At 66.7% G+C, this 23,373-nt stretch carries 22 protein-coding genes; 16 read left to right on the top strand and 6 right to left on the bottom strand.

Annotated features, from left to right (window positions below; genetic code table 11):
- Positions 1-9: 9 nt before the first annotated feature.
- From F468_RS0107965 to F468_RS0107945, 5 genes are all read left to right on the top strand, one after another.
- Complete coding sequence (locus F468_RS0107965; RefSeq protein ID WP_018139328.1) at positions 10-276, top strand: DksA/TraR family C4-type zinc finger protein; 267 nt, start codon at positions 10-12, stop codon at positions 274-276.
- A 36-nt stretch (positions 277-312) separates the two neighbouring features.
- Complete coding sequence (locus tag F468_RS0107960) at positions 313-1,242, top strand: histone deacetylase family protein (protein WP_018139327.1); 930 nt, start codon at positions 313-315, stop codon at positions 1,240-1,242.
- A gap of 29 nt (positions 1,243-1,271) precedes the next feature.
- A complete protein-coding gene (locus tag F468_RS0107955; RefSeq protein ID WP_026278829.1) occupies positions 1,272-1,829 on the top strand; it encodes a CPBP family intramembrane glutamic endopeptidase in 558 nt (185 codons plus the stop codon).
- A 67-nt stretch (positions 1,830-1,896) separates the two neighbouring features.
- Complete coding sequence (locus F468_RS0107950; RefSeq protein WP_018994917.1) at positions 1,897-3,189, top strand: ferric reductase-like transmembrane domain-containing protein; 1,293 nt, start codon at positions 1,897-1,899, stop codon at positions 3,187-3,189.
- Between the two features lie 7 nt (positions 3,190-3,196).
- Positions 3,197-3,565: a cytochrome b5-like heme/steroid binding domain-containing protein gene (locus tag F468_RS0107945; protein ID WP_018139324.1), complete on the top strand. Its 369-nt coding sequence runs from the start codon at positions 3,197-3,199 to the stop codon at positions 3,563-3,565.
- 6 nt (positions 3,566-3,571) lie between these two features.
- Here F468_RS0107945 and F468_RS0107940 read toward each other — a convergent pair whose 3' ends face one another.
- From F468_RS0107940 to F468_RS0107930, 3 genes are all read right to left on the bottom strand, one after another.
- Complete coding sequence (locus tag F468_RS0107940; RefSeq protein ID WP_018994916.1) at positions 3,572-5,944, bottom strand: HDOD domain-containing protein; 2,373 nt, start codon at positions 5,942-5,944, stop codon at positions 3,572-3,574.
- A 126-nt stretch (positions 5,945-6,070) separates the two neighbouring features.
- Positions 6,071-7,096, bottom strand: a complete 1,026-nt coding sequence (locus F468_RS0107935) for a DUF2235 domain-containing protein (RefSeq protein WP_018875314.1) — start codon at positions 7,094-7,096, stop codon at positions 6,071-6,073.
- A gap of 86 nt (positions 7,097-7,182) precedes the next feature.
- Positions 7,183-7,713, bottom strand: a complete 531-nt coding sequence (locus F468_RS0107930; RefSeq protein ID WP_018139321.1) for an Hsp20/alpha crystallin family protein — start codon at positions 7,711-7,713, stop codon at positions 7,183-7,185.
- Positions 7,714-7,854: 141 nt separating this feature from the next.
- Here F468_RS0107930 and F468_RS0107925 point away from each other — a divergent pair, with 141 nt between their 5' ends.
- From F468_RS0107925 to F468_RS0107910, 4 genes are all read left to right on the top strand, one after another.
- Complete coding sequence (locus tag F468_RS0107925; RefSeq protein ID WP_018139320.1) at positions 7,855-8,472, top strand: rhomboid family intramembrane serine protease; 618 nt, start codon at positions 7,855-7,857, stop codon at positions 8,470-8,472.
- An 81-nt stretch (positions 8,473-8,553) separates the two neighbouring features.
- Positions 8,554-9,921 (top strand): sialidase family protein, encoded by a 1,368-nt coding sequence (locus F468_RS0107920; RefSeq protein WP_018994915.1) that lies wholly within the window; start codon positions 8,554-8,556, stop codon positions 9,919-9,921.
- Complete coding sequence (locus tag F468_RS0107915; protein WP_018994914.1) at positions 9,921-10,844, top strand: isoaspartyl peptidase/L-asparaginase family protein; 924 nt, start codon at positions 9,921-9,923, stop codon at positions 10,842-10,844. Before F468_RS0107920 ends, F468_RS0107915 begins: the two co-directional genes overlap by 1 nt.
- Before the next feature lie 75 nt (positions 10,845-10,919).
- Entirely contained in the window at positions 10,920-11,927 is a 1,008-nt protein-coding gene (locus tag F468_RS0107910; RefSeq protein ID WP_018994913.1) for an adenosine deaminase, read from the top strand.
- Positions 11,928-11,958: 31 nt separating this feature from the next.
- Here the strand turns inward: F468_RS0107910 and F468_RS0107905 are convergent, their stop codons facing one another.
- Positions 11,959-13,488 (bottom strand): amidase, encoded by a 1,530-nt coding sequence (locus F468_RS0107905; protein ID WP_051080570.1) that lies wholly within the window; start codon positions 13,486-13,488, stop codon positions 11,959-11,961.
- A gap of 216 nt (positions 13,489-13,704) precedes the next feature.
- On the opposite strand from F468_RS0107905, the gene F468_RS0107900 reads away from it, so the two are divergent.
- The 5 genes from F468_RS0107900 (at position 13,705) to F468_RS0107880 (ending at position 18,681) form a co-directional block, all read left to right on the top strand.
- Entirely contained in the window at positions 13,705-15,015 is a 1,311-nt protein-coding gene (locus tag F468_RS0107900) for a diguanylate cyclase (protein ID WP_018994911.1), read from the top strand.
- 143 nt (positions 15,016-15,158) lie between these two features.
- Positions 15,159-15,908, top strand: a complete 750-nt coding sequence (locus tag F468_RS0107895; protein ID WP_018649471.1) for a bifunctional 2-polyprenyl-6-hydroxyphenol methylase/3-demethylubiquinol 3-O-methyltransferase UbiG — start codon at positions 15,159-15,161, stop codon at positions 15,906-15,908.
- Between the two features lie 92 nt (positions 15,909-16,000).
- Entirely contained in the window at positions 16,001-16,318 is a 318-nt protein-coding gene (locus F468_RS0107890) for a hypothetical protein (protein ID WP_012982770.1), read from the top strand.
- A 56-nt stretch (positions 16,319-16,374) separates the two neighbouring features.
- The gene (locus tag F468_RS0107885; protein ID WP_018139313.1) at positions 16,375-17,634 is read left to right on the top strand and encodes a GspE/PulE family protein; all 1,260 of its coding nucleotides are present in this window, start codon (positions 16,375-16,377) and stop codon (positions 17,632-17,634) included.
- Positions 17,635-17,673: 39 nt separating this feature from the next.
- Positions 17,674-18,681, top strand: a complete 1,008-nt coding sequence (locus F468_RS0107880; protein ID WP_018994910.1) for an MDR family oxidoreductase — start codon at positions 17,674-17,676, stop codon at positions 18,679-18,681.
- A gap of 9 nt (positions 18,682-18,690) precedes the next feature.
- On the opposite strand, the gene thiI is transcribed toward F468_RS0107880, so the two are convergent.
- Together thiI and F468_RS0107870 are read right to left on the bottom strand one after the other, a co-directional pair.
- Complete coding sequence (gene thiI, locus F468_RS0107875; protein WP_018139311.1) at positions 18,691-20,172, bottom strand: tRNA uracil 4-sulfurtransferase ThiI; 1,482 nt, start codon at positions 20,170-20,172, stop codon at positions 18,691-18,693.
- Positions 20,165-21,103: a DUF523 and DUF1722 domain-containing protein gene (locus tag F468_RS0107870; RefSeq protein WP_018862897.1), complete on the bottom strand. Its 939-nt coding sequence runs from the start codon at positions 21,101-21,103 to the stop codon at positions 20,165-20,167. The genes thiI and F468_RS0107870 overlap by 8 nt, the downstream gene beginning before the upstream one ends.
- A gap of 97 nt (positions 21,104-21,200) precedes the next feature.
- On the opposite strand from F468_RS0107870, the gene F468_RS0107865 reads away from it, so the two are divergent.
- Both F468_RS0107865 and F468_RS0107860 read left to right on the top strand, forming a co-directional pair.
- Entirely contained in the window at positions 21,201-22,196 is a 996-nt protein-coding gene (locus F468_RS0107865) for a patatin-like phospholipase family protein (protein ID WP_018174205.1), read from the top strand.
- Positions 22,193-23,176 carry a pentapeptide repeat-containing protein gene (locus tag F468_RS0107860; RefSeq protein ID WP_018174204.1) on the top strand — a complete coding sequence of 328 codons (984 nt, stop codon included), beginning with the start codon at positions 22,193-22,195 and terminating at the stop codon, positions 23,174-23,176. Before F468_RS0107865 ends, F468_RS0107860 begins: the two co-directional genes overlap by 4 nt.
- Positions 23,177-23,373: the final 197 nt, after the last annotated feature.

The raw sequence follows: 23,373 nt of genomic DNA, 5'->3' as shown, positions 1-23,373 counted from the left end.
AATGGTGTGATGGCGGGTGGCTGGTCCAAAGACGGCGCGGAACAGGAACAGATCGACGACACCGTCGAGGACGCACTGGCGCGCGTGCGCAGCCAACTCCCCGAGGGCGAGAGCCTGGAGGCGTGCGAGGAATGCGGGGCCACAATCCCCGAGGCCCGCCGCCTTGCCCTGCCCGGCGTACGCCTGTGCGTCCCCTGCCAGGAGGCGCATGACGAGACGGACGCGGCCTTCAGCCCCTACAACCGGCGCGCCTCCAAGGACAGCCAGTTGCGCTGAACCCTGCCGTACCCCGCGGCCACTACGCAGAGGTCGATGGCGATGGCCCGTACCCTGTACATCACCCACCCCGCCTGCCGGCTCCACGATGCCGGACCCGGACACCCGGAGTGCCCGCAGCGCCTGGCCGCGATCGATGCGGCCCTGCAAAACCTCAATGGACTGGAGCGCATCGAGGACCCGCCGGCGGCCACCGACGAGGACCTATTGCGCGCCCACTCCCGTACCCATGTAGACGCGATCCACGCGGCCCAACCCGACCCGGGCGTTCGCGTTGCCGTGGACCCCGACACGCACATCAACGAGCATTCCATTCGCGCCGCGCACCATGCGGCGGGAGCCACAATCGAGGGTACCCGCCGCGTCCTCGAGGGCGAGGCCCGTAATGTCTTCTGTGCAGTTCGGCCCCCGGGACACCACGCTGAGCGGGACCGGGCAATGGGCTTTTGCCTGTTCAACAACGTGGCAATCGCGGCACGCTGGGCCCTGGACGTACACGGCCTGAGCCGTGTCGCAATCGCGGACTTCGACGTCCATCACGGCAACGGGACCGAAGACATCGTTCGCGATGATCCCCGGGCGCTGTTCTGTTCCAGCTTCCAGCATCCGTTCTATCCGGACCGGCCGCTGTCCCGGCGCGAACACCTGGTCCATACCCCACTCGCGGCGGGTACAGACGGCCCCGCCTTTCGCGCGGCGATCGAGCGCGACTGGCTGCCCGCCCTGGAACGATTCCGGCCGGAGTTGATCCTGATATCAGCCGGGTTCGATGGCCACCGGGACGACCCGCTCGCCGGGCTCAATCTGCTCGAGAGCGACTTCGAGTGGGTCACGCGCCAGCTGATGGCGATTGCCGAGCGGCACGCGACCGGCCGTCTGGTCTCGGTGCTGGAGGGTGGCTACGATCTCGCGGCGCTGGCGCGCAGCGTACGCAGCCATGTGCATGCGCTGACGGAAAACACGTAACCACCCCATGGGTGCGCTACCCTGCGCCCATGAACCTGCGCAGCCACCCCCTCCTGGTCGGCCTGATGTTCCAGGCCGCCCTGATCCCCCTGGCATTCTTCCTGGCCGCAATCGCCGGGGTTCCGCTGGGCGAGCACCTGCACTGGGATCCGAATCATGCGCTGATCGGCGTGATCGCGGTGCTGCCGATGCTGGCGATGCTGGGGCTCATCGCGCATTTCGGCGGGTCCGCCTACGACACCCTTTCCGGACAGGTGCGCGATTTCATCGCGCGACTGTTCGGAAGCGCCTGGCCAGGGGCCATCCTGCTGATTTCGTTGCTGGCCGGACTCGGCGAAGAGCTCCTGGTTCGCGGTGTCCTGCAGACCTGGCTCGACACCCACCTGCCGGCGTTCCTGGCGATCCTGATCGCCGCGGTGGTCTTCGGCCTCGCCCATGCGATCACGCGGCTCTATTTCGTCTTTGCCACGGCCATCGGGCTTTATCTGGGGCTCGTCTATTACCTGACGGGCAACCTGCTGGTGGTCATCATCACCCACGCGCTGTACGACTGGATCGTGATCCACTGGTACCGGCGCAAGCTCTGACGCCCACTTGCGAAGCGCACGAGGCATTTCCATACTCGACGGATGGTCACCCTTCAGGGGCGCCGCCGTGAACCGACTCCACCGGGGCGATTTTCTGTTACTGCTGGCGCTGCTCGTCCCGCTCTGGGCCGGTGGCCACCTGGCGCCCATCATCTGGGAGCGCGACGAGGTCATCCGCTGGCTGACGCAGGTCTCCGGGGTACTCGCCCTCACCTGCATGCTGCTGGCCGGCATCCTGAGCATCCGGCTACCGCACAGCGACCGCCCGTTCGGCGGGCTGATCGACCTCTGGAGACGCCACCACGCCCTGGGCGCCGCCGCCCTGCTCCTCGCGATCGTGCACGTCTGGCTCGTCGCCGCCGGGGGGATGGGACACTCGGTGGCATCCGCCGTTCACCGCCTGTTCCCGGGCCCCGATCACTGGCCCATCCTGGCCGGATGGGGCGCACTGGTCGTGCTAGTCATCGTGCTGGCCCCGACCTTCAAGTTCTTTGGCGAGCCCGGGTACGCCCGCTGGAAACGCCTGCATGTGCTGTCCGGCCTCGCGCTTCTGCTGGGGGTTGTCCATGCCTGGCCGCTGGCGCAGGCGACCTGGCCCTGGTGGCTGCTCGGGATCCTGGCTCTGGCCGCCTACCTGTGGCGCAAGCTGCTCTCGCCCCGCATCGGACGGCATGACTACCGGGTCGACGGAGTCGAGCGGCTGACCCCGACCATGGTCGAGCTGCGTCTGCGTCCCGAAGGAGAGCCGCTGGCGCATCAACCGGCCCAGTTTGTTTATCTGACGCCGCTCGACCCGGGACTGGCCAACGGCCAGGGCGAAGAACACCCCTTTACCATCGCCTCCGCACCCGGGGAGGAATACCTGAGGATTGGAATCAAGGGCCTGGGCGATGGATCGCGCGCGTTGCAGACGGTCGCCAAGGGTAGCCCGGTCCAGGTCGAGGGCCCGTACGGCACCTTCCTGCAGGGGCATGACCGCAAGCGGCCGGCCGTCTGGCTGGGCGCGGGAGTCGGCATTACCCCCTTTGTGTCTGCGGTACGCGCGCTGGCGCACGAAGGACGTTCGGCCAACCCTCCCGTGCACCTGTTCCAGCTGGCCGATCGCCGGGAAGCAGCGGCCTACCATGACGAACTCGAGCGTCTCGCCAACACGATCGAGGATCTGGACCTGACATTGCACCTGCGCGAACGGGACGGCCTGCTCAGCGCCGATTTCCTGCGGCAGCACTGTGCGGATTTCGCATCCGCCGAGTTCTGGATCTGTGGTCCGGGGGTTGTCGATCGTTACGTCCGCGGACTCCTGCATGCCGAAGGCGTGCCGAACGCGCGCATCCACTCCGAGGCCTTCCATCTGCTGTGAGAACGCCATGACACGAACCGGCCAGACTCTCTACACGCTCCTAGTCGCGTTCATCGCGAGCCTGCTGACCCTCCTGGCCGTGCACCTGCTGGGCCCGGACACCACCCCACCGGTTGTGGAGGGTGACGAGGGCATCACGCACGAGGAACTGGCCCGCCACGCCAGCGAAGACGACTGCTGGATGGCGATCCATGGCGTGGTCTATGACTTCACTGAGTACCTGCCGCGCCATCCGACGCCGATCGAGGACGACTGCGGAACGGATGCCTCGCACGGATGGGATACGAAGGGTACCGGCCGCCCCCACAGCCGCCGTGCCCACGACATGCTCCCCGACTACCGCATCGGCGTACTCGCCGGGGAGGGGTCGCCTTGAATCGCGTCAGGAACGCGCCTCGCAGATCGCCAGGGCCAGCTGATTCCGAACCGATTTCAGAGCGCGCAGCACCAGCGGGTCCAGTTCCGTACTGCCCGGCGCCAACTCCAGGTACAGCAGCCCCACACAGCGCTCACGCACTCCCAAGGGCAGCAAGAGAAAACTACGCGCATCCAGCACATCACGGAACTCCCCCGGAATGTAGCGGCTGATCGCCGGGTCCGAACTGTCGCTGATCACCATATCCTTGCGCTGTGTCATGGCCAGCGAGAGGACATTGCCGGAGCCGGACAGAGACAAGCGCAAGCGCCCGGACAGGGATTCCGCCTCATGCCCGAACGCGGTATGGGCCACCAGCGTGCGGCGTTCCCGATCCGCCAGCATCAGCATCGCGCGGCGCAACCCCAGCACCTGGTAGATGTTTTCCAGCGCGGCCTGCACCAGCGGGTTCAGCTCGAATCCCTCGACCATCGCATCGAGCATGTCCGTCAGCGACTCCATCAGCGCCGCCGCCTGCTCGGCCGGTGACGCCGCCCCGGAGCCCGGGCCGTCGGCCGCCAGGCCACCATTGGCATCCAGCAGGGCCTCCTCGTCCGGAACATCGCCACCCTGCGCGGTCTCGCCAACCCCCAGATTCCGTCGCAGTTGCCGCAGATGTTCCTGCCCCTCGCGCGGCAGCTTGACCACGCTCAGAAACTGCTCGAGATGCTCGCGCCCGTCCTGAATGGCCCGGCGCATACCCGTAGCTTCGACGTCCAGCGACGCCTTGTAGCGGCGCCGCAGTTCGGCCAGGGCGAGATCCTGCTCCGCCGGGTCCTGGTGGATAATCCGGCCCGCCATCTCGCTGGCCAGGGTCACGATCCGGTGCAGACGCTGGTCCGGGTCGCGTACCGCCGGCAACGTGCCCTCGGGCGCCCGTTCGACCGCCTGCACGATCTCGTGCGGGAAGTTCCAGTCCTCCAGCACGGCACGCGCCAGTGCCTCGTACGAGAGCCCAAGCACCTGGCGCGCCGCACTGCCCTCGGAAACGCCCTGCGTCTGCCAGATCTGAATCTCGTCGGCCTCCTCGGGGAGGTAGTAGAGCGCCAACATCCGCCCGATGTCGTGGAACAACGCGCAGACAAACGCCTGTTCGCTTTCGACTCCGCCGAGCTGCCGGGCCAGCGTGCGCGCCAGCATCGCGCTGAACAGCGTCTGCACCATGGCCTGCATCAGGCGAGCGGACTGGCTACCGCCCTTGAGGTTTTCCAGCAGGACAAGGCCGAGCGCCGCCGTGCGCACCTGCTCGAAACCCAGCAGGACGACCGCACGGGACACCGTGCGGATGTTGCCGCCGAAGTTGCTGTAGAAAGGGGAATTGGCCAGCCGCAGAAGCTTCTGTGTCGTCGCGTAGTCCTTCAGCACGGCATTCGACAGTTCGGCGACCGAGCGCTGCTGGCTGTCGCCCGAGCACTGGGTAATCTCGCGGATGTGGGCCGAGACCCCCGGGAAATCCGGCTTGCGCCGGATCCTTCGAAGGATGAAGTCGCCCGGATCTCCCGCGTCGGACTCGCGGCCCTCGGTCACGGCGAGAAACGCCTCGCGCAGCGCCTGGGCCGTTGCGTAACGCTCGTGCGGATCGGGCCGCAGTGCCCTCAGGGCGATGGCATCCAGGCGTTCGTCGCCCTCGCCTGTGTGCTTCGACGGCGGTCCGGGGACACCGGCTTCCATCTCACCCGGCGCATCCCGGTCGGCGTCCCCGGAAAAGGCCCGCCGTCCCGCCAGCAGTTCGTAGAACAGCGCGCCCAGCGAGAACACGTCCGCTGCCACTGTCGGTGGCCCTCCACACAGCCGCTCCCGGGCCAGGTAATGGCGCGTCTGTGTCTGATGCCCCGCGGCCTGCTCGCTACCCTCAGGCAACGCGAGCCCCAGACCAGTGACTCGCGCATGACCGTCCGCGCCCACCGTGATGTTCGCAGGCTGCAGCGACCCATGAACAATCCCCTGCTCGTGCGCCGCCGCCAGGGCATCGACAATCTCGCGCATCAGCGCCAGGGCGCGGTCCAGCGGCAGCCGTCCCCTGGCGAGCAGGGCATCCAGCGTTTCGCCCTCGATGTACTCGCATACAAGGTAGAGGCCCTCGTCCCAGGGCCCCGCTTCGAAGATCGCCGCGCTGTGGGGGTGCCGGAAGCGGCTCACCGCGCGGGCGGAACGCATCAGTTCATCACGCGCCTCGGCATCGCCCAGGGCCTGTTGCGTCAGCGTACGCACCATCACGCGTCGGTCCAGCACGCCGTCATGCGCGACATACAGGCCGTCGCGCGCACTCTCCCCCAGTGTCTCCAGCACACGAAACCGATCGATCCAGCGTTCCTGGCTCGCGTCACGCGACCTCGCCATGCCCCCTCCCCAAAGTCGTTGCCACTCTCTCGCCCCGAGCCCCGTACCCCCGCCAAAGCGGCGGTTATACCTCCAAACGCCCCCGTGCCGGTACATTCATGATGACACGAGCCGGGGCCAGTGAGGTCACAGGTCGCGGGATCGCTTGTCGAGATAGGCCTTGAGGTTTGGAGGCCGGTAGTCGCGCGACTGCCGGTAGCGTTCTTCGACCGAGGGGTGCAGCCGGGTCGGCAGCTCCGCCGGCTCGAGATCCCGGACCAGTGTGCGGCGCAGGCGATAGATGTGGCGCCGGGACTGGTGGATCGCGGCCCGAGCGTCGGGGCGCAGGCTGGCCGGGAGGTGTGGCTCGAACTCCAGCCCTGCGGCGGATGCCTGCTCCAGCATCCAGTCCAGGGGTATGTCGGCGACCTGCAGCCCCTGGGCGTCGGGTGGATAGCCACCCCCGATATCCGCGTGCACGCCCGCGAACCACTGCTGGTCCAGATCCAGCCCTTCGCGGGGTGCCCACAGGGTGGGTTCGAAGTCCGCGCGGCGCTCGTCGATGGCCAGTGCATGCCGGGCGATCCGGACATTCGGGCCCAGCTTGGTGTCGTAGAATTCATCGGTGCGGTCGAACAGCCCGAGCACCGAAAACGGGATGCCCAGTGCCCCGACGGTATCCCAGACACCCACGAAACGGATCGTCCGCGAGGGATGGCTGTGGCCCTCGCGAAAGGCGCGCGAGTGCTTGCCCTCGGGTTTGTACGCCGCCCCCAGCCGCTTGTACAGGCGAAAGGCCTCCTCGATCAGGCGTGCGTCCGGGCGCCGGAGGATCCCGCAGTTGTTGATCAGGCCGCACAGGCTGCGCACGGTGTACGCACCCCGGCTGAACCCGAACAGGAAGAGCTCCGTGCCGGAGGCGTAGTTCTGCACGATGTAGCGATAGGCATCGGTGATGTTCTTGTGGATGCCCCGCCCGGTCACCCCGCCACTGACCCGGGCGTGGTATGACCCCACGCCCCAGTCATAGAACACCTGCTGGGTGTCGCCAGCGGCGTCGACCGGCGCCACCGCCCGAGCCAGGCGCAATACGTTCGTCGGGACGTCGGACTCGACGTCCTCTTCCGGACGGTTCCAGGTCCCGTCCGCGCAGATCACGATACGGCGCGTCATCATCGGCCTCCCTGCCGCTTACCTGTCCTTCAGCCTAGACTGCACAGGGCCGATGCGCATGTCCCGACCGGTTCCCCCATGCAACGCTAACGTCCAATCTCGATTCGCCGCACCCCGGGGCGCTCGCCATCCTTGCGACGGGGGACATGGACATCCAGCACCCCGTTCTTGAAGCGGGCGGATATGCCGTCCGTGTCGGCGTCGCCGGGCAGGCTCAAGACCCGGCGAAACCGCCCGTAACTGCGCTCGATCCGGTGGTAGCCTTCCTCGTCCTCTTCGTGTTCCTGGCGCTTTTCGCCCGAGACGATCAGGTCGTCGCCATCGATCGAGAGGTCGATCTCCTCCTCCGCGATCCCGGGCACCTCCACCGAGATCCGGTAGGCCTTGCGTCCCTCGGCGATGTCCACGCTGGGCTTCAGCCACAGTGGGCCGGTACGCCCCGCGAGGGCACCGCCCCGGGCACGACCGAAGAACTGCTCGAACATCCGGTCCATCTCCTGGTGCATCCGCAGCAGCGGGTCGCCCGTGGCTTCGTCGCGCCGCGCGGGCAGGACCTCGGGCTGTTCCTGTTCCTCGCGCTTGAACCAGTTCCACGGCTTGAGCTTTTGCAGGTCCATGCGGTCACCTCCTCGTATCGTGTGTCGTACGCACTTGCATTCAGGGCTCCTACCCCGATACGTAGGAAGTCGAGCGAACTTTTCAATATCCAGGGCCGAACCCATCAGAAAAATCGGCCCCCCGACCGTGGCCGATCATCAATGGAACAGGACTTTTACATCACGCTGTTCATCATCGCGGGTACCGTGGCGACCTCCGTCTGGGCCTGGCAGCGACCGCGCGTGATGGAACGGATGATCTACTGGCCACCGGCGGTGGCCCGCGGGGAATACTGGCGGCTGATCACCCACGGGTTCATTCACGCGGACGGCACCCATCTCGCGTTCAACATGATCACGCTGTTCTTCTTCGGGATGGCCATGGAGCGCGTGCTGGTCCCGGAGATCGGCGTACTGGGCTTTGTGGCGTTCTATCTGGCCGGCATCGTGCTGGCGATCCTGCCCACCCACCTGCGCCATCGGGACAACCGCTTCTACCGCAGCCTGGGCGCCTCGGGAGCGGTCTCGGCCGTTCTGTTCGCCTATATCCTGCTGCAGCCCTGGTCGATGCTGTTCGTGTTCTTCATCCCGATGCCGGCGATCGTTTTTGCGGCGGCTTATGTGGCCTATTCCTTCTGGGCGCAGCGCCAGGCTCGCGACAATGTGAACCACAGCGCCCACCTGTGGGGCGGTGCCTGGGGCGTAAGCTTCATGCTCCTGCTGGAACCAGCGCTGTTCGGCCGTTTCGTCCAGGAACTGTTGTCTCCCCTTGGGGGATAGACGTGAATCCTTCCCGGCACCCGGTGGTCCCATAAAGCGCAGCCGCACGTAACCGGCCCGGATTTCATCCCAGGAGGTCGCATGGCTCGTACCGCACACGCACACGCCCGGCCGGCCATTGGCCTCGTGGCCGGCCTAGCTTTCGCTATTGCGCCCACACCGCCACTGGCGGACCACGAAGCCCAGAACCGGATTGTCTGGCAGGATCCCGGCGAAGTCGCCCGCGGCGAGGCCTACCGAGGCCCCTGGCGCATGAATGCCTCCGAGTTTCGCTATGTGGACGATGCCTCGGTGGCGATCAACGATCATGGCGAGGTGGTGGTCGTCTGGGTTGACCAGGTAGAACAGGCGATCTTGCTGCAACGCTACGACCGCGACGGCCAGGCCGTCCTGGATGAGCCCACCCGTATCGGCGGGGAACCGGACACCTTCTCCTGGCTGCCGCGCGTCGCGATCGAGCCGACACCGGATGACGAGGACGCATTCACCGTTCACCTGCTCTGGCAGGAGATCCTGTTTACCGGGGGCGACCACGGCGGGGAGATCCTCTATGCCCGCTCCCGGGACGGGGGACGCTCCTTCGAGGATCATCAGAATCTGTCCAACTCGCGGGACGGTGCCGGCAAGGGACGCATCACCGCCCATCGCTGGGACAATGGCAGCCTGGACCTGCTGCTGGCCGCCGAGGGTCAGGTCGTCGCGGCCTGGACCGAATACCAGGGCCCGTTGCGCGTTTCCTACTCGTCCGACAACGGCGAGAGCTTCGCCGAACCCGAAACAATCAACCAAGGGGCCTACAAACCGGCCCGCGCACCGAGTCTGGCTCAGGCCCCCTCGGGACGGATCCTGCTCGCCTGGTCGGAGGGTGACAGCCCGTATGCCGACATCCGCATCGCGACCTCGGATGAACTGGGCGAAGGCTTTTCCGCACCTGCGACGGCGGTTGAAACGCCAGGTCATGCCGACGCCCCTTCGCTAGTAGTGGATGACGGAGGTACCGTGCATCTGGCGTTCGGGGCCATCCCTGCGAACGACCTGGAGGACTACCGCCAGCCCTACCACCGCAGACTGCACATCACCCAGGCCGATGCCGACACCCTGGAGTTCGGCCCGGCGAATGAGCTCGACGCGGGTGACTGGCCGGGCGGCTTCCCCACGCTGGCGCGCTCCGCCGACCGGCTCTATCTCGTCTGGCAGCGCTATCAACACCCGACCGATCGCCCGTACGGTCTGGCGTTTACCCACGCCACGCTGGACACCCTGGCGTTCGCGCCCGTCGAGCCCGTCCCGGGCACCGTCGACCGGCCCTACAGCGGCGGGCTTCAGGGGCAGCTGAAACGGCGGATGGCGGTCAACGCGGCGGGCGAGATCGCGATCGCCCAGAGCCGCTTTGTCCCGGGCAGCCACAGCGACATCCTGTTCATCCGTGGCCAGGTGCAGGACCGCTGATGGCCTCGAAATCCTTCTCGCTGATGATCCACGGCGGTGCCGGGCGCATCCGCGAGGCGCAGGACCCGCTGGTTGCCGAGCAGTACCACGCCGCGATGCTGCGGGTACTGGAGGCCGGCCGCGAGAGCCTGGCCCGCGGCGAGCGGGCACTCGATACTGTTGAATACTGCGCGGCACTGCTTGAGGACGACCCGCTATTCAACGCCGGCATCGGAGCCGCGCTGACCCGCGAGGGCACGGTCGAGCTGGACGCCGCGATCATGGAAGGTGAAACCCTCGGTGTGGGGGCTGCGGGCGCCGTTCGCGGGATCGCCAATCCCATCCGCCTGGCCCGCGCAATCCTGGAGGACGGCGCGCATGTGCTGCTGGTTGCGGAGGGTGCCGCAAGCTTTGCTCGGCAGGCCGGGCTGCCCCTGATCGACGAAAGCCGACTGATCACGGCGCAACGGCGGGAGCAACTGGAACGAACACTGCGACGCGGCACAGTCACGCTGGACCATGACGAGCCCGCCCCGGGGACCATCGGCGCGGTCGCCCGCGATCAGCACGGCCACCTGGCCGCGGCAACCTCCACAGGCGGCATGAATGGCCAACGCCCCGGCCGCGTCGGGGACTCGCCCATCGCGGGTGCGGGCGTCTACGCCGACGATCACACCGCCGCCATCTCGGCGACCGGCCTCGGCGAGCATTTTCTACGCAGTGTCTTCGCCAAGGACCTGGCCGACCATATCGAGCTGCTGGGCCTCGGTGCCGCCGAGGCCCTCACCGCGAGCCTGCGACGGCTGCGCGAGCGACTGGACGGCTACGGCGGGGCGATCGTGATCGACCGCGAGGGGCGCTGTGCGGCCGGCACGACCACCCCACGCATGATCCGTGGCTGGATCGAGCACGGCGGCGCCAGCGAGACGCGTATCGACCCGTAATCGCGGCCCATCAAGCGCGATCCAGAACAAGCCGTTACCATTCCTCGCCCACGCACGAAACCACAGGCCGCCACCATGCAAGACGCCATCGCCCGCCTCCCCAAGGTAGAGCTGCACCTGCACATCGAGGGCGCCCTGGAACCGGAACTCCTGTTCCGGCTGGCCGAGCGCAACAACGTGGAACTGCCCTATGCCTCGATCGACGAGGTGCGCGCGGCCTACCAGTTCCAGGATCTGCAGTCGTTTCTGGACATCTATTACGCGGGGGCCTGCGTCCTGCTGACCGAGCAGGACTTCTACGACCTGACCTGGGCCTATCTGCAGCGCTGCCAGCAGGATCACGTACGCCACACCGAGATCTTCTTCGACCCCCAGACGCATACCGAACGCGGCGTGGCGTTCGCGACGGTGATCGACGGCCTCACCCGCGCCCTGGGCGACGGCGAACGCGAGCTGGGCATCTCCAGTCGCCTGATCCTGTGCTTTCTGCGCCACCTGAGCGCCGAGGCCGCGATGGAGACCTTCGAGGCGGCCCTGCCCTACCGCGACCGCATTGCGGCGTTCGGCCTGGACTCGGCCGAACAGGGCAACCCGCCGGAGAAATTCCGGGCCGTCTTCGATCGCGTGCGCGAGGCCGGCTTCCGTGTCGTCGCCCACGCCGGCGAGGAGGGCCCGCCCGAATACATCCACCAGGCCCTGGACCTGCTGCAAGTCGATCGCATCGACCATGGCGTGCAGGCCGAACAGGACCCCGCCCTACTGCAACGGCTTGCGAAGGAACAGATCCCGCTGACCGTCTGCCCGCTGTCGAACATCAAGCTCTGCGTGTTCGACCAGCTCGAGGACCACAACCTCAAGCGCCTGCTCGCTGCCGGGCTGCGGGTCACCATCAACTCCGACGACCCCGCCTACTTCGGCGGCTACATCGGCGAAAACTTCCGCGCAACGACCGAAGCGCTAAGCCTGTCGCTCGACGACCTGGAGCAACTCGCCCGCAACGCGGTCGAAGCCGCCTTCCTGGACGATCCCGCCCGCCAGCACCTGAACGACGAAATCACGGACTGGCGCCGCAACATCGCCTGACCGCAAACGGCGACCAGGACCTTTCCTTCATTCAGCCCTGGCGGGTGTCCGGCAGGGGTGGCGGCACCCGGTCAAACCAGGGCTGCGCGGCCTCCAGCTGGGTCGCCAGTGAGAGCAGCCGTCCCTCTTCGCCCCAGGGCGCCATGAACTGCACGCCCACGGGGAGTCCATCCCGATCCCAGTGCAGCGGCACCGACATCGCGGGGATTCCGGCCAGATTGGCGGCCAGGGTAAACGGGGTGCGCTCCAGGTTCTCGAAGGTCATCCGCTCCAGAAACCGGCTGTTCAGCATCCAGCGGCCCACCGGCAGGTACAGGGCAAACCGCTGCAGGGCGCGGACCAGCGGAGCCGGCTCCAGCTCGCCGATCCGCGGCGGCGGCATCGCCACGGTCGGTAGCAGCAGGAGGTCATAGCGTTCGAACAGCGTCGCCAGCGCCAGACTCACGCGATTCCAGCCCTGCCGAGCGCGAGCGTATTCCCCCGCGGTCAAAGCCCGCCCCAGCCGTGCCAGCGTGCGGGTATCCAGTTCGAACTCGTCCCAGCGCGCACCCCGTTCGCGCGCCCGCGCCACGAATGCCGCCACCTGCCCGTACAACAACGCCAGTACAGACCGCGCCACATGCCGGCCGTCCACCGGCCAGTCCGTTACCCGTTCGACGACGTGCCCCTGGGATTCCAGTAAAGCGCCGGCCCGCTCCACCGCCTCCACACAGTCGCGATCGACCCGTCCGCCCACGGGCGAATCGACGTTCCAGCCGATCCGCAGGCCTCCCGGCTCGCGTCGGGCGAGTTCCTCAAAGCTTGCCGGAGGTGGCTCCACCCGAAAGGGCACGGAAGCACTGTGTCCTGAGGACAGCACATCGAGCATCCGGGCACTATCGCGCACGCTGCGCGAAAGCACCCCCTCGCTCACCGCGCCCTCCCAGGCCTCGCCCACCAGCGGCGTCCCCGGCACCCGGCCGCGCGAAGGCTTCAGTCCGAATAACCCGCAGTACGAGGCCGGTATGCGAATCGACCCGGCCCCGTCGTTGGCACCGGCCATGGGCACGATCCCGGCCGCCACGGCCGCCGCCGCCCCGCCGCTGGAACCACCGGGCGAGCGATCGATATCCCACGGGTTTCGCGTCGGGCCCCAGAGCGCGGACTCCGTAACCCCCTTGAGCCCGAATTCCGGCGTCGCGGTCTTGCCCAGAATCACCAACCCTGCCTCTTCGGCTCGGTGGACGGTGTCAGCACTGGCCGGCGCAATGACCTGGCGGCAGGACCGACTGCCCAGGGTCGAGGGAAGCCCCTGGACGTCCTGCAGGAGGTCCTTGACCAGGTACGGGACCCCGGCGAATGGTCCCTTAACGCCCTCGTCGATTCGCGCATTGGCACGCGATCGGGCATCGATGCAAACCGCATTGAGCACGGGGTTCACCGCATCCAGGCGCTCCAGCGCGCACCGCAGCAGAGACCCGGGCGCGACCTCCCCGTCACGCACGGCTGCCGCACAGGCGCAGGCATCCCATTGGGGATAATCGCGCGCTCCCGGTGCCTTGCCAGCGTCGTCTCCTGTCATGACGGAACTGTACCGTGGGTTGGCTTATGCAGTCAGGCGACCCACGCTCCATTCATGCCCCGGCAACACAGCCGAAGTACCGCAGTTGTTGCAAACGCTGGCAACGCGCACTATACGGAGCGGCAGCACGGACGCTGCGGTTTCCGGACGGAATGGGAGCAAGGACATGCACGGGCACAGGGGGCCACGGCAGGATCGCCCACAGGAGCCGGGATCATGAGGATCCTGGTCGTCGATCGCTCGCGCGTGTTCCGGGCCCTTTGGAGCCGCATGGTGGGCACCGCCGGACACGAAGCCAGCATGGCCGGCACCGGCGCCGAGGGGCTCGCACGCCTGGACATCTTCCGCGCAGAGCTGGCCTGCGTTTCGCTAAGCCTGCCCGACATGGATGGCCTGGAATTCTGCCGCGCGGCGCGCAAGAAGCGTTACGGCCGCGGGCTGCCACTGATCCTCCTTACGTCCAACCCCGATATGCGCATTCGCGAACGCGCCTTCGCCGCGGGCGCGACCGATGTCCACGACCGAACCAACATTGGGGAACTGTTCCAGCAGGCCGAACGGTACGCGCAGCCGCTGGAGAACCTCCACAGCGGACGGATTCTGTTTGTGGAGGACAGCCCCACCGCCGCACGCTACCTGCGCCGCGCCCTGGAGCCGATGGGCATCGATATCGTGCACTACGCCAGTGCCTCCGACGCCCTCGCGGCCTTCGATCCCTCGCAGTTCGACCTGGTCCTGAGCGACATCCTGGTTGAGGGCGAGCTGAGCGGGATGGGGCTTGTGGGGCGCATCCGTCAGCAATGCCCGGACATGACCGAGATGCCGATCGTCGCCATGTCTGGCCTGGACGATCAGCACCAACGCGCGGAGCTATTTCGCCTTGGCGTCAATGACTTCATCACCAAACCTTTCCAAGGGGGTGAACTTCGGACGCGCCTGTGCAACCTGCTGAACAACAAACGCCTGATGGAAGAGGTCCGCCTTCAGCGTCAGAAGCACTACGAAATGGCAATGGTTGATCCACTGACCGGTCTGAGCAATCGCAATGCACTAACCGAGTTCGCCAGCCGTTTCTTCGATGAGCCCTGCAGCCGGGAACAACCGCTGGCCCTGATCCTGATGGATCTCGACCACTTCAAGGACATCAATGACCGTCACGGTCACTTGGTCGGCGACAAAGTCCTCGCGGCCATTGGCGAACTCCTGCGCGCCGTGGCCGCGCCCGGCGAGGTCCCTGTCCGCTTCGGCGGCGAGGAACTGCTGATCCTGATGCCAGGCAACGACCTGTTCGATGCCCATACCCGTGCCGAGGACCTGCGCCAGCGGATCCAGGACCTGCGCCCGGCGGGCCTGCCGCTCACCGCGTCCTTCGGCGTAACCAGCCGGGAACCCGGAAGTGATGTAGAAATCAACGACCTGTTCCGCGCGGCCGACGAGGCCGTCTATAACGCCAAGGCCCAAGGGCGGAACTGCGTGGTGTCGGTCCCCACGCGGTCACAGGAATCCACGGAACAACATTTCGGCTGATCGACATCGCCCCAGGTAAGCGCTCCCTTGCGTGGGCGGAACCCGGACGCCGTTCACAGCTTCCCACATGCGCCCCCCGGTCTCCGCCATGGAGCGTCACAGAATCCCTATACTCTTCACATATTCGCACCCCGGAAATCTGCTTGTCTGATCCTGCCTCCCCGCATACCGCCGATCACGATCGGCTGCTCGACACCAATCGCCGTTTCTACAATGACTTGTGGAAAGACTCGCAACTGGTGTCGCCCGACCAGTTCAATACCTGGCCGCTGGTCTGCCGACTCAATCGCGACGGCTGCGAGCGCCTTGAGGTCGGGCCCGGCATGCGGCCGCGGCTGCCCATCGCCGGTACCCACTTCGCCGACATCAGCGAGCCCGCCCTGCGCACGCTGCGCGCCGAAGGCGGTCACACGGAATCTGCGGTCATCAGCGACCTGCCCTACGAAGACGGCCGCTTCGACCTGATCTCTGCGCTCGACATCATCGAGCACGTCGAGGATGACGAGCAGGCCATGCGCGAACTGACGCGTGTCGCCGCCCCGGGGGCGCGCATCCTGCTCTCGACGCCCCTCCATCCGGAGTACTGGACCCGCTTCGACGAAATCGTGGGTCACTACCGCCGCTACACGCCCAACAGCCTGTTCGCGTTGCTGGAACGCCATGGTCTTACCATCGATCAGAGCGGCGTCTTCGGCATGAAGCCCCGCTCGTCACTCCTCACCCGTCTGGGCATGTGGTTCCTGCAGCATCACCGCGATACGGCCATGCATTACTACAACCGCTACTTTATGCCGCTGGCCCTGAAGCGTCAGAAGACGCTCCAGCTCTATCCGGGCATGATCCCCACAGAAGACGTCGGCGAGGTCTTTCTGGTCTGCCGCCGAGTGGCCTGAGACGCGCACTCGCGGCCGGAACATGGTTGCTTGAAGGAACCCGCTCCCGCGGGTATTGTCCATGGATCAAGTCCCTTACCCAGGCTGCATCGATGTTCGATACCCGTCCGCTGCATACGGCCCAACAACAGCACCCATTTATCCTGTCGCTGCTCGTGCTCGCGACCGGCTTCGTGCTGACGATGCAGAATCCGCAGGCCCAGGACGCCACTGCCGAGCTGGTCTCGAAGGTTGAGCTGCCCACCCTCGCGCAGGTCATGGAAATGCGGCCTCAAAGCCCGCCGCCCGGGGTCGAGGGTGACCAGATGGTCAGCGAGGAGACTGAGGAGACGCAGGCCCTGATCATGCTGGACCGCGAGGCACAGGTCACCCGTTCCGCGAGCGACCTGCGCGAACGCCCGCAGCGGTAGCTTTTGCCGGTTTCGACCGGTATCGCGACATCCCCAATCCTTTCACCGGGGGCTGAATGCCGGAATCGCTCCGACCAACGCCCGGTGACGGGCGTGCACTGAAACCCCATCTGGTCCCCGGCCTGCGCGAGTACCTCAACGAGGACGAGCACGCAGAAGGCCGGCTCGAGGCCCATGCCCTGATCGAGGACGCCGTCGCCGTACGCGCCTCCGACATCCATCTCGACCCCGAACCTCACGGCTACCGCATTCGGCTGCGCATCGATGGCCTGATGGTCGACGCCACGACACTCGAGTCCGGCCTCGGCGAACTGCTGTCCAATCAGCTCAAGACGCTGGCCAGTCTCGACCCAATGCCCACCCTGAACTCCGCGGAAGGCAGCTTCGCCTGGCGCGGCGAGGACACAGGGCACCTGGATCTGCGCGTTACAACCGTACCCTGCGTCAATGGCGACAAGCTGTCCGTGCGCATCCTGGCCGAGCCCGATGCCTTCCAGGACCTGAGCGACCTGGGTCTTCCGGAACAGGAGGTCGAGGCCATTCGCCAATGGACGCAGACAGCCGGTGGCGTACTGCTGGTGACCGGCCCCACCGGCAGCGGCAAGACCACGACCCTGTACGCCCTGCTGCACGAAATCGGCCAGACATCGCAGCAGATCATCACGCTCGAGGACCCGGTCGAGTACGCCATCCCGGGCGTGAACCAGATCCAGATCAATACCGACCAGGGACTCGACTTCGAGCAAGGCACCCAGACCCTGCTTCGACTCGACCCGGATTACGTACTGGTCGGCGAGGTCCGCGACGGGCCATCCGCCCGCGGCGCGATCAACATCGCCACCAGCGGGCGTTCCCTGATGGCCACCCTGCACAGTCGTGATGCAGTCGGTACCGTCGCCTCCCTGCGCAACATGGGCCTTGAAGACTTCGAGATCGCACCGACACTCGAGCTTGTGATCGCACAGCGGCTCGTGCGACGTCTTTGCCCGCATTGCCACGAGCGCCGGGCACCGAACGACCGAGAGCAAAAGTGGCTCGGCATCGGCGGTCGCGAGACCCCCGAGACGGTCTGGGCCGCGCGCGGCTGTTCCGTCTGCAACAATCTGGGCTACTACGGCCGCATCGGCATCTTCGAGGTCTGGCACCTGGACGAGTCCGACAGCGCGGCCATCCTCGACCACCACGACGACAGGGGCCTGCGCCAGCGCCTGGCCGACAAGGGCCAGCGCATGCTCCTTGATGACGGCATGGACAAGGCCGAACGCGGCCTGACGACCTACGACGAGTTGTTCCGCGCCGGCCTGCTTTCCCCGTAGCGCAACCACACATCGTCAAACCTCGATTACGTTCCCCCCATGGCCCAAAACGACACATTCAACGCATTGCTGCTGCAAGAGGGCGATCCTCGACCGATCGCCGAGGTATCCACCCTGAACCCGGCCGACCTCCCGGCAGGGGAAATACTGGTCGCCGTTGAACACTCGGGGCTGAACTACAAGGATGCAATGATCCTCAACGGACTGGGTCGCCTGGTGCGGGAGTATCCCCATGTGCCGGGCATCGACCTGGCGGGCACCGTGACGGAATCCAGCGATGCCCGCTACCGACCCGGGGATCACGTCCTGCTGACCGGCTGGCACGTCGGCGAACGCTACTGGGGCGGCTTCGCGGAATACGCCCGAGTCCACGGGGACTGGCTGACCCCGATGCCGGACACGCTGGATGCGCGTGGCGCGATGATCGTGGGCACGGCCGGGTTTACCGCCATGCTGGCGATCGAGGCCCTGGAACACGGCGAGATCACCCCCGGGACCGGAGAGATCCTGGTCACGGGCGCGTCCGGCGGCGTGGGCAATCTGGCGATCGCACTCCTTGCCGCGCTGGGCTATCGCGTTGTGGCCGCCACCGGCCGGCCGGAAAACGCCAGGCACCTGGAGGCCCTGGGCGCCCGGTCGATCGTGCCCCGAGGCGAGCTTGCCGAGCGGCCCGACCGCCCGCTGCTTTCCGAACGCTGGGCGGGCGTGATCGACAGCGTGGGTGGCGATACCCTGGCCCATGCACTCGCCGAGACCCAGGCCCGCGGCGTCGTCGCCGCCTGCGGACTCGCGGGCGGGGCGGGGCTGACGACCACAGTCATCCCGTTCCTGCTGCGCGGCATTCGGCTGCAGGGCATCGATTCTGTGCAATATCCCGCGACCGACCGCGAACGGGTCTGGCAACGGATCGGCCGCCTCCTCTCGCCGGAGACGCTCAAGCGGTGCCTGGCGGAAGAGATCGGCCTGTCACAGCTCCCGGAGCGCGCGGAGGCGCTGCTGGCCGGTCAGATCCGCGGGCGTGTCCTCGTCACTCCAACAGACCACTGACGAGAGCGCTCAGGCATCCACCTCAGTCACGGGCTGCCTGTCCCACTGCCGGCGAAGCCTGCTCACATCGCCCGCGAAGGCCCGCGCATCATAGCCCGCAGCACGCATGCGCTCGGCCAGTACCGCGGACTGCGTACCACGAAAACAGTAGAGCACGTACGCGCGGTCGCGCGGGAACTGCTCGAAGCACGCCACGAGTTCATCGGCCGGGTGATTCACCGCGCCCGGCAGGTGCCAGTGCCGATACAGATCGGGCGGCTGACAATCGATGATCTCCGCCGCCGCGGGGATATGCTCGACCAGAAGCGGGCTCGTGCGATCCGCGGATGGGGCCGGCGCCCCCAGGTCATGCATCCGGGCCTCGGCAACGGCGCGGTCCAGGCAGCCGTCACTGAGCGCGGCTTCCAGCCTTTCGATGTGTGCGCGCTTGCTGGTCACCATCGGCCGCTGATTCGCGATTGCGCAAAACTCGGGGACCTTCTCGCACACCTCGAACGTGCCGATCGCGCGCGCACGGTTCATGATCTCGGTCTTGTCGAAGCCGATCAGTGGCCGCAATACAGGCAGATCGGTTACCGCATCGATGGTTTCCAGGTTGGACAGGGTCTGAGACGAGACCTGACTGAGCGCCTCGCCGGTCACCAGCGCCTCCGCGCCACGCTCACGCGCGATCGGCTCGGCGGCCCGATACATCAGCCGTTTCAGCACGATCTGCCAGGCATCGCCGGGCACCTTCGCGCGCAGGTCGTCGACCACGCCGGAAAAGTCGACACTGAACATCCTGGGGCGAATGCCCGCGCCCCAGTCGCTGACCAGACGGCGACAGACCGCGAGCACCATCTCCTCGTGCACGGACCCACCAACGTTGCAGAATACGAAATCCACGGCGGTCCCGCGGCGCATGATGTACCAGGCCGCCACTGCCGAATCGAACCCGCCCGAGATCAGGACCATGGCGCGCCCCTGCACGCCCAGGGGCAATCCCCCACCCCCCTGCTCGCGCCTGGAGTAAATCCAGGCCTGTTCGCGGTCGAGATCGATCCGGACGACGACCTCGGGGTTGTCCAGGTCGACGCGACCGGGCCCATCCAGGACCGCACCCACCCGGCGCTCGACCTCGGTCGCCGAGATATCCTTGCGGCCATGGCGCTTGCAGCGAACGGCATACCGGCGCCCGCGCACCGCCTCCGTGAAACGGGCGCCCACGACCTCGCAAAGGCGTTCCACCGAGACCTCTTTGAGCACCGCCTCGACCGGCGAAAAGGTGCTGACCCCGAAGGCCTTGCGCAGGATCGACTGGCCCGCCTCGGGCTTCGGTGTATAGAGCACCAGCCGGCCCTGCTGGGTACGCAGATCATGCGGGATGCCGATCAGAGCCCGCTTGAGGTTCCGCCGCAGGACCCGCGTGAAATGGCGCCGGGTGCTGGGCGACTTCAGATGAATCTCCGGGGCCAGGCGAACGATGATCGGGGTTGCAGCGACGTCAGTCATGAATGTCTTCGGTCAGGAGTTCCTGGGGAAACGGGTTGAGGATGCTTTGCTCGCGCACCCACTGGACATCCAGCTCTTCTGCCAGGGCACGGATTCGCGCGTAGACATGCCGTGGCGGACACTCGCCGCGGCGGCAGGCGTCGATCGCTTCATGCAGGGCCGTCGAGCGGGATGGGTCCAGGCGATCGCGAAAGTGCCCGGCCATATGCTGCAGCACATTCACATGTTGGCCGACCGACACGGGTCTTGCCAGCACCCCCATAAACCGCCGCGTGTATCCCGGCGCGACCTCGTCCCGCGGCTGCCCAGCGGCTTGTGCAACAAAACGCCCCAACTGATCGTAGCCGACCCGGTCATGGGCGAGCAGCAGCATCTTCTCGCGCGTATGGAAACGCATGAGGTCTCCCAGGGTCCACCGCGCGGCAAACAGCTCGCGAACCCGCGCATGCGCAAAGATGCGCTCGAGAAAGGCCTCGCGAGCATCCGGACCGGCCAGCCCGGCCTCCTCGACGACGGGCAGGTCGGGTAGCGCATCGGTCAGTGCGGTGGCGAACAGGCCCGCAGCGGGCTCGGCCTCGTTCGCCACCCGAACCTGCAGCCCGCAACTGGGTGATCGTGCCTTGAATATGTAGCCATCCAGTCCGGCCGCCGCGAGGACTGGCACACGGTCTTGAACAAAGTCCTGGACGGGGCCTGTGCAGTCCCCACCCGTTTCGTTCCCGCGCAGCGCCAGGCGTCCGCCTTCACGAACCAGGTGCATCGGCTCGCGCGGCGTGCCCAGCACCGCCTCCGGACAGACGGGTACCCAGGTGACATGGCGTGCCAGCCGTTCGACCACAAAGGCCTCCCGCCGATGTCCACCGTCGTAGCGAACGGGTTCGCCGAGCAAACACTGCGACACACCGAGATTGGGGGTTGGTTGCGGATTCATCTGCCATGCGGGTGGATGTGCAGGACATTCAGGGTAGCAAGCCGCGCCATGCGACACCGACCGCTATACTGCGAACAGTATCTGCCGGAGCATCCGCGTGTTCGCGATCAAGCCCCTCCAGCGTCGCATCTCGAAGACGCGTCCTGGCCCGCTCCTGCTGCTGGCCCTGACGCTGCTGCTGACGTGGGTGGCCATGCCGGCGAACGCCGGCGACGCGGAACCAACGAGCGATACGCGTCCCACCATTGGTCTGGCCCTGGGCTCCGGCGGTGCGGGTGGCCTGGCCCACATCGCGATACTGCAGGCCTTCGATGAGCTCGGCCTGCAGCCGGACTATATCGCGGGGACCAGTATTGGCGCGATCATCGGCGGCCTGTATGCCGCCGGCCTCAGCGCGGAGGAGATCCTCGACATCTTTGACGACTTCGCCGGTTCAGAGATGGACGCCCTCTCGCGCCTGGCCCGATCCGATCTCGAGCTGTTCGAACTGATCCCCCTGCGCCTGGGCCGCAACGCCCTGCTGGACGCCGATACCTTCCTGCGCTTTCTCGCAACGCACACCCCGACCCGCAGCTTCGACGAACTGCGCATCCCGCTGACGGTGGTAGCGACCGACTACTGGACCAGCCAGACGGTCACGCTCCAGGAAGGTGAGCTCTTTCCGGCGATTGCGGCCAGCATGGCGGTGCCCGGCCTGTTCGCACCCGTACCGTCGGACGACGGCCGGTTACTGATCGACGGCGGGGCCTCCAATCCATTGCCATACGACCTCCTCCGGGACAAGGTCGATATCGTGATCGCGGTCGACGTATCCGGCGCATGGAACGTCGCCAACCAGCCACTCCCCGGGCTGACCGACCTCCTGTTCAAGACCTTCAGCATCATGCAGAAATCGCTGATCCGCGAAATGATCCGGCGCGAACAACCGGACCTTTATCTGGCACCCGATACCGGTGGCGCGCAACTGCTCCATTTCAACCGCATTCACCTGATCCTGGAGGCTGCCCAGCCAAGCGCCGCCGAGCTGCGCCAGCACCTGAAGGACTGGCGACCCGGCGACGCCGTCACGCGTGATCAGGGGACCCGCCAGTGACCACGCAGCCTTCCGATCCATCGGAAACAACCCGCGAGGCGACGGACCCGCCCCCCTCCTCGTCCGAGGCCGTGCGCCACGAGCGCTGGTTTCTGCGCCGCCCGGATGGCGTCTGCGGGCCCTACCCGGCTCGCCAGATCGGCCGGTTCCTCATCCTTGGGCGCCTGACCGAACAGGACGAGATCAGTCAGGACCGGGAATTCTGGGTACGGATCGCCGAACGGCCCCACCTGATTCCCGAGGAAGTGCGTCTGGCCAACACCCCCGGTGGCAAGGAACGCCTCGAGCGCGCCCGGCTGCGCGAGGACGAACGCCTGCGGGAACGTCGTTCGCATGCCTCGGATTCGTTCTACCGCGACCAGCGCAAGGGCGACCGCCGCTGTCCCGAGAACCTGGAGACGTTGAACCATCGCCAGCTATGGGCCGCCCTGCTCGACCGTACGCCATTTCCCTGGCGCCAATGGGTGCAGGGTCCGCGCCCCTGGATCCTGTCTGGCGTTGCGCTTTTCCTTGCCACGGGCCTGCTGGTCTGGTTCGCACAGCAACAGGAAATCACGCCGGCACCGGATTGCGATGCGCCACCCGGACCCTCGGTGAACTGGAACTACTGCAACAAGTCCGGGGCTGCGCTGCGCGGAGCTGACCTGGCCGGTGCCAGCCTGTATGACACCCGCCTGAGCGCCGCACGGCTGGAGCGCGCGCAACTCGCGGATGCCGATTTGCGCTACGCAAACCTCGACCGAGCCCGCCTGGACGGGGCCGATCTCTCACGCGCCCAATTAACTGGTGCCGACCTGCGGAGCGCTCGACTCCGGAGCACCCGCCTGGAAGATGCGGATCTGCGCCACGCCGACCTTTCCGGCGCCGATCTGACCGACGCCCGGCTGGAAGGGGCTCGGCTGGACCGCGCCATCTGGATCGATGGGCGCATCTGTGCGGCAGGCTCCGTTGGCCATTGCGAATCCAGCGCGACCGACTGACCATACCGGGAAATAGTTTGACCGAGGTTCGATTCCTCCCCTCGGCGCAGTGAAGGCGTTCGCACCTTCCCGTCCATTCCCTTTCGTCCCCCTGCCCGGGGGAGCTAGACCTGTACACGCAGACCGACACGAGCCGATGGCCGATCGGTCGGTCGCGAGGCACGGAATGACCGTTCCTCAATCCGAAACAGGAGGTT

Source organism: Thioalkalivibrio sp. ALJ2 (assembly GCF_000378325.1).
GTDB lineage: Bacteria > Pseudomonadota > Gammaproteobacteria > Ectothiorhodospirales > Ectothiorhodospiraceae > Thioalkalivibrio.
The sequence above is the reverse complement of the archived record's forward strand: the minus strand, read 5'-3'. Positions and strand labels throughout refer to the sequence as shown.

Coding starts and splice junctions, on each gene's coding strand:
- F468_RS0107965 (WP_018139328.1), top strand. CDS start 10: ATGGCGGGTGGCTGGTCCAAAGACGGCGCGGAACAGGAACAGATCGAC.
- F468_RS0107960 (WP_018139327.1), top strand. CDS start 313: ATGGCGATGGCCCGTACCCTGTACATCACCCACCCCGCCTGCCGGCTC.
- F468_RS0107955 (WP_026278829.1), top strand. CDS start 1,272: ATGAACCTGCGCAGCCACCCCCTCCTGGTCGGCCTGATGTTCCAGGCC.
- F468_RS0107945 (WP_018139324.1), top strand. CDS start 3,197: ATGACACGAACCGGCCAGACTCTCTACACGCTCCTAGTCGCGTTCATC.
- F468_RS0107940 (WP_018994916.1), bottom strand. CDS start 5,944: ATGGCGAGGTCGCGTGACGCGAGCCAGGAACGCTGGATCGATCGGTTT.
- F468_RS0107935 (WP_018875314.1), bottom strand. CDS start 7,096: ATGACGCGCCGTATCGTGATCTGCGCGGACGGGACCTGGAACCGTCCG.
- F468_RS0107930 (WP_018139321.1), bottom strand. CDS start 7,713: ATGGACCTGCAAAAGCTCAAGCCGTGGAACTGGTTCAAGCGCGAGGAA.
- F468_RS0107925 (WP_018139320.1), top strand. CDS start 7,855: ATGGAACAGGACTTTTACATCACGCTGTTCATCATCGCGGGTACCGTG.
- F468_RS0107920 (WP_018994915.1), top strand. CDS start 8,554: ATGGCTCGTACCGCACACGCACACGCCCGGCCGGCCATTGGCCTCGTG.
- F468_RS0107915 (WP_018994914.1), top strand. CDS start 9,921: ATGGCCTCGAAATCCTTCTCGCTGATGATCCACGGCGGTGCCGGGCGC.
- F468_RS0107910 (WP_018994913.1), top strand. CDS start 10,920: ATGCAAGACGCCATCGCCCGCCTCCCCAAGGTAGAGCTGCACCTGCAC.
- F468_RS0107905 (WP_051080570.1), bottom strand. CDS start 13,488: ATGACAGGAGACGACGCTGGCAAGGCACCGGGAGCGCGCGATTATCCC.
- F468_RS0107900 (WP_018994911.1), top strand. CDS start 13,705: ATGAGGATCCTGGTCGTCGATCGCTCGCGCGTGTTCCGGGCCCTTTGG.
- F468_RS0107890 (WP_012982770.1), top strand. CDS start 16,001: ATGTTCGATACCCGTCCGCTGCATACGGCCCAACAACAGCACCCATTT.
- F468_RS0107885 (WP_018139313.1), top strand. CDS start 16,375: ATGCCGGAATCGCTCCGACCAACGCCCGGTGACGGGCGTGCACTGAAA.
- F468_RS0107880 (WP_018994910.1), top strand. CDS start 17,674: ATGGCCCAAAACGACACATTCAACGCATTGCTGCTGCAAGAGGGCGAT.
- thiI (WP_018139311.1), bottom strand. CDS start 20,172: ATGACTGACGTCGCTGCAACCCCGATCATCGTTCGCCTGGCCCCGGAG.
- F468_RS0107870 (WP_018862897.1), bottom strand. CDS start 21,103: ATGAATCCGCAACCAACCCCCAATCTCGGTGTGTCGCAGTGTTTGCTC.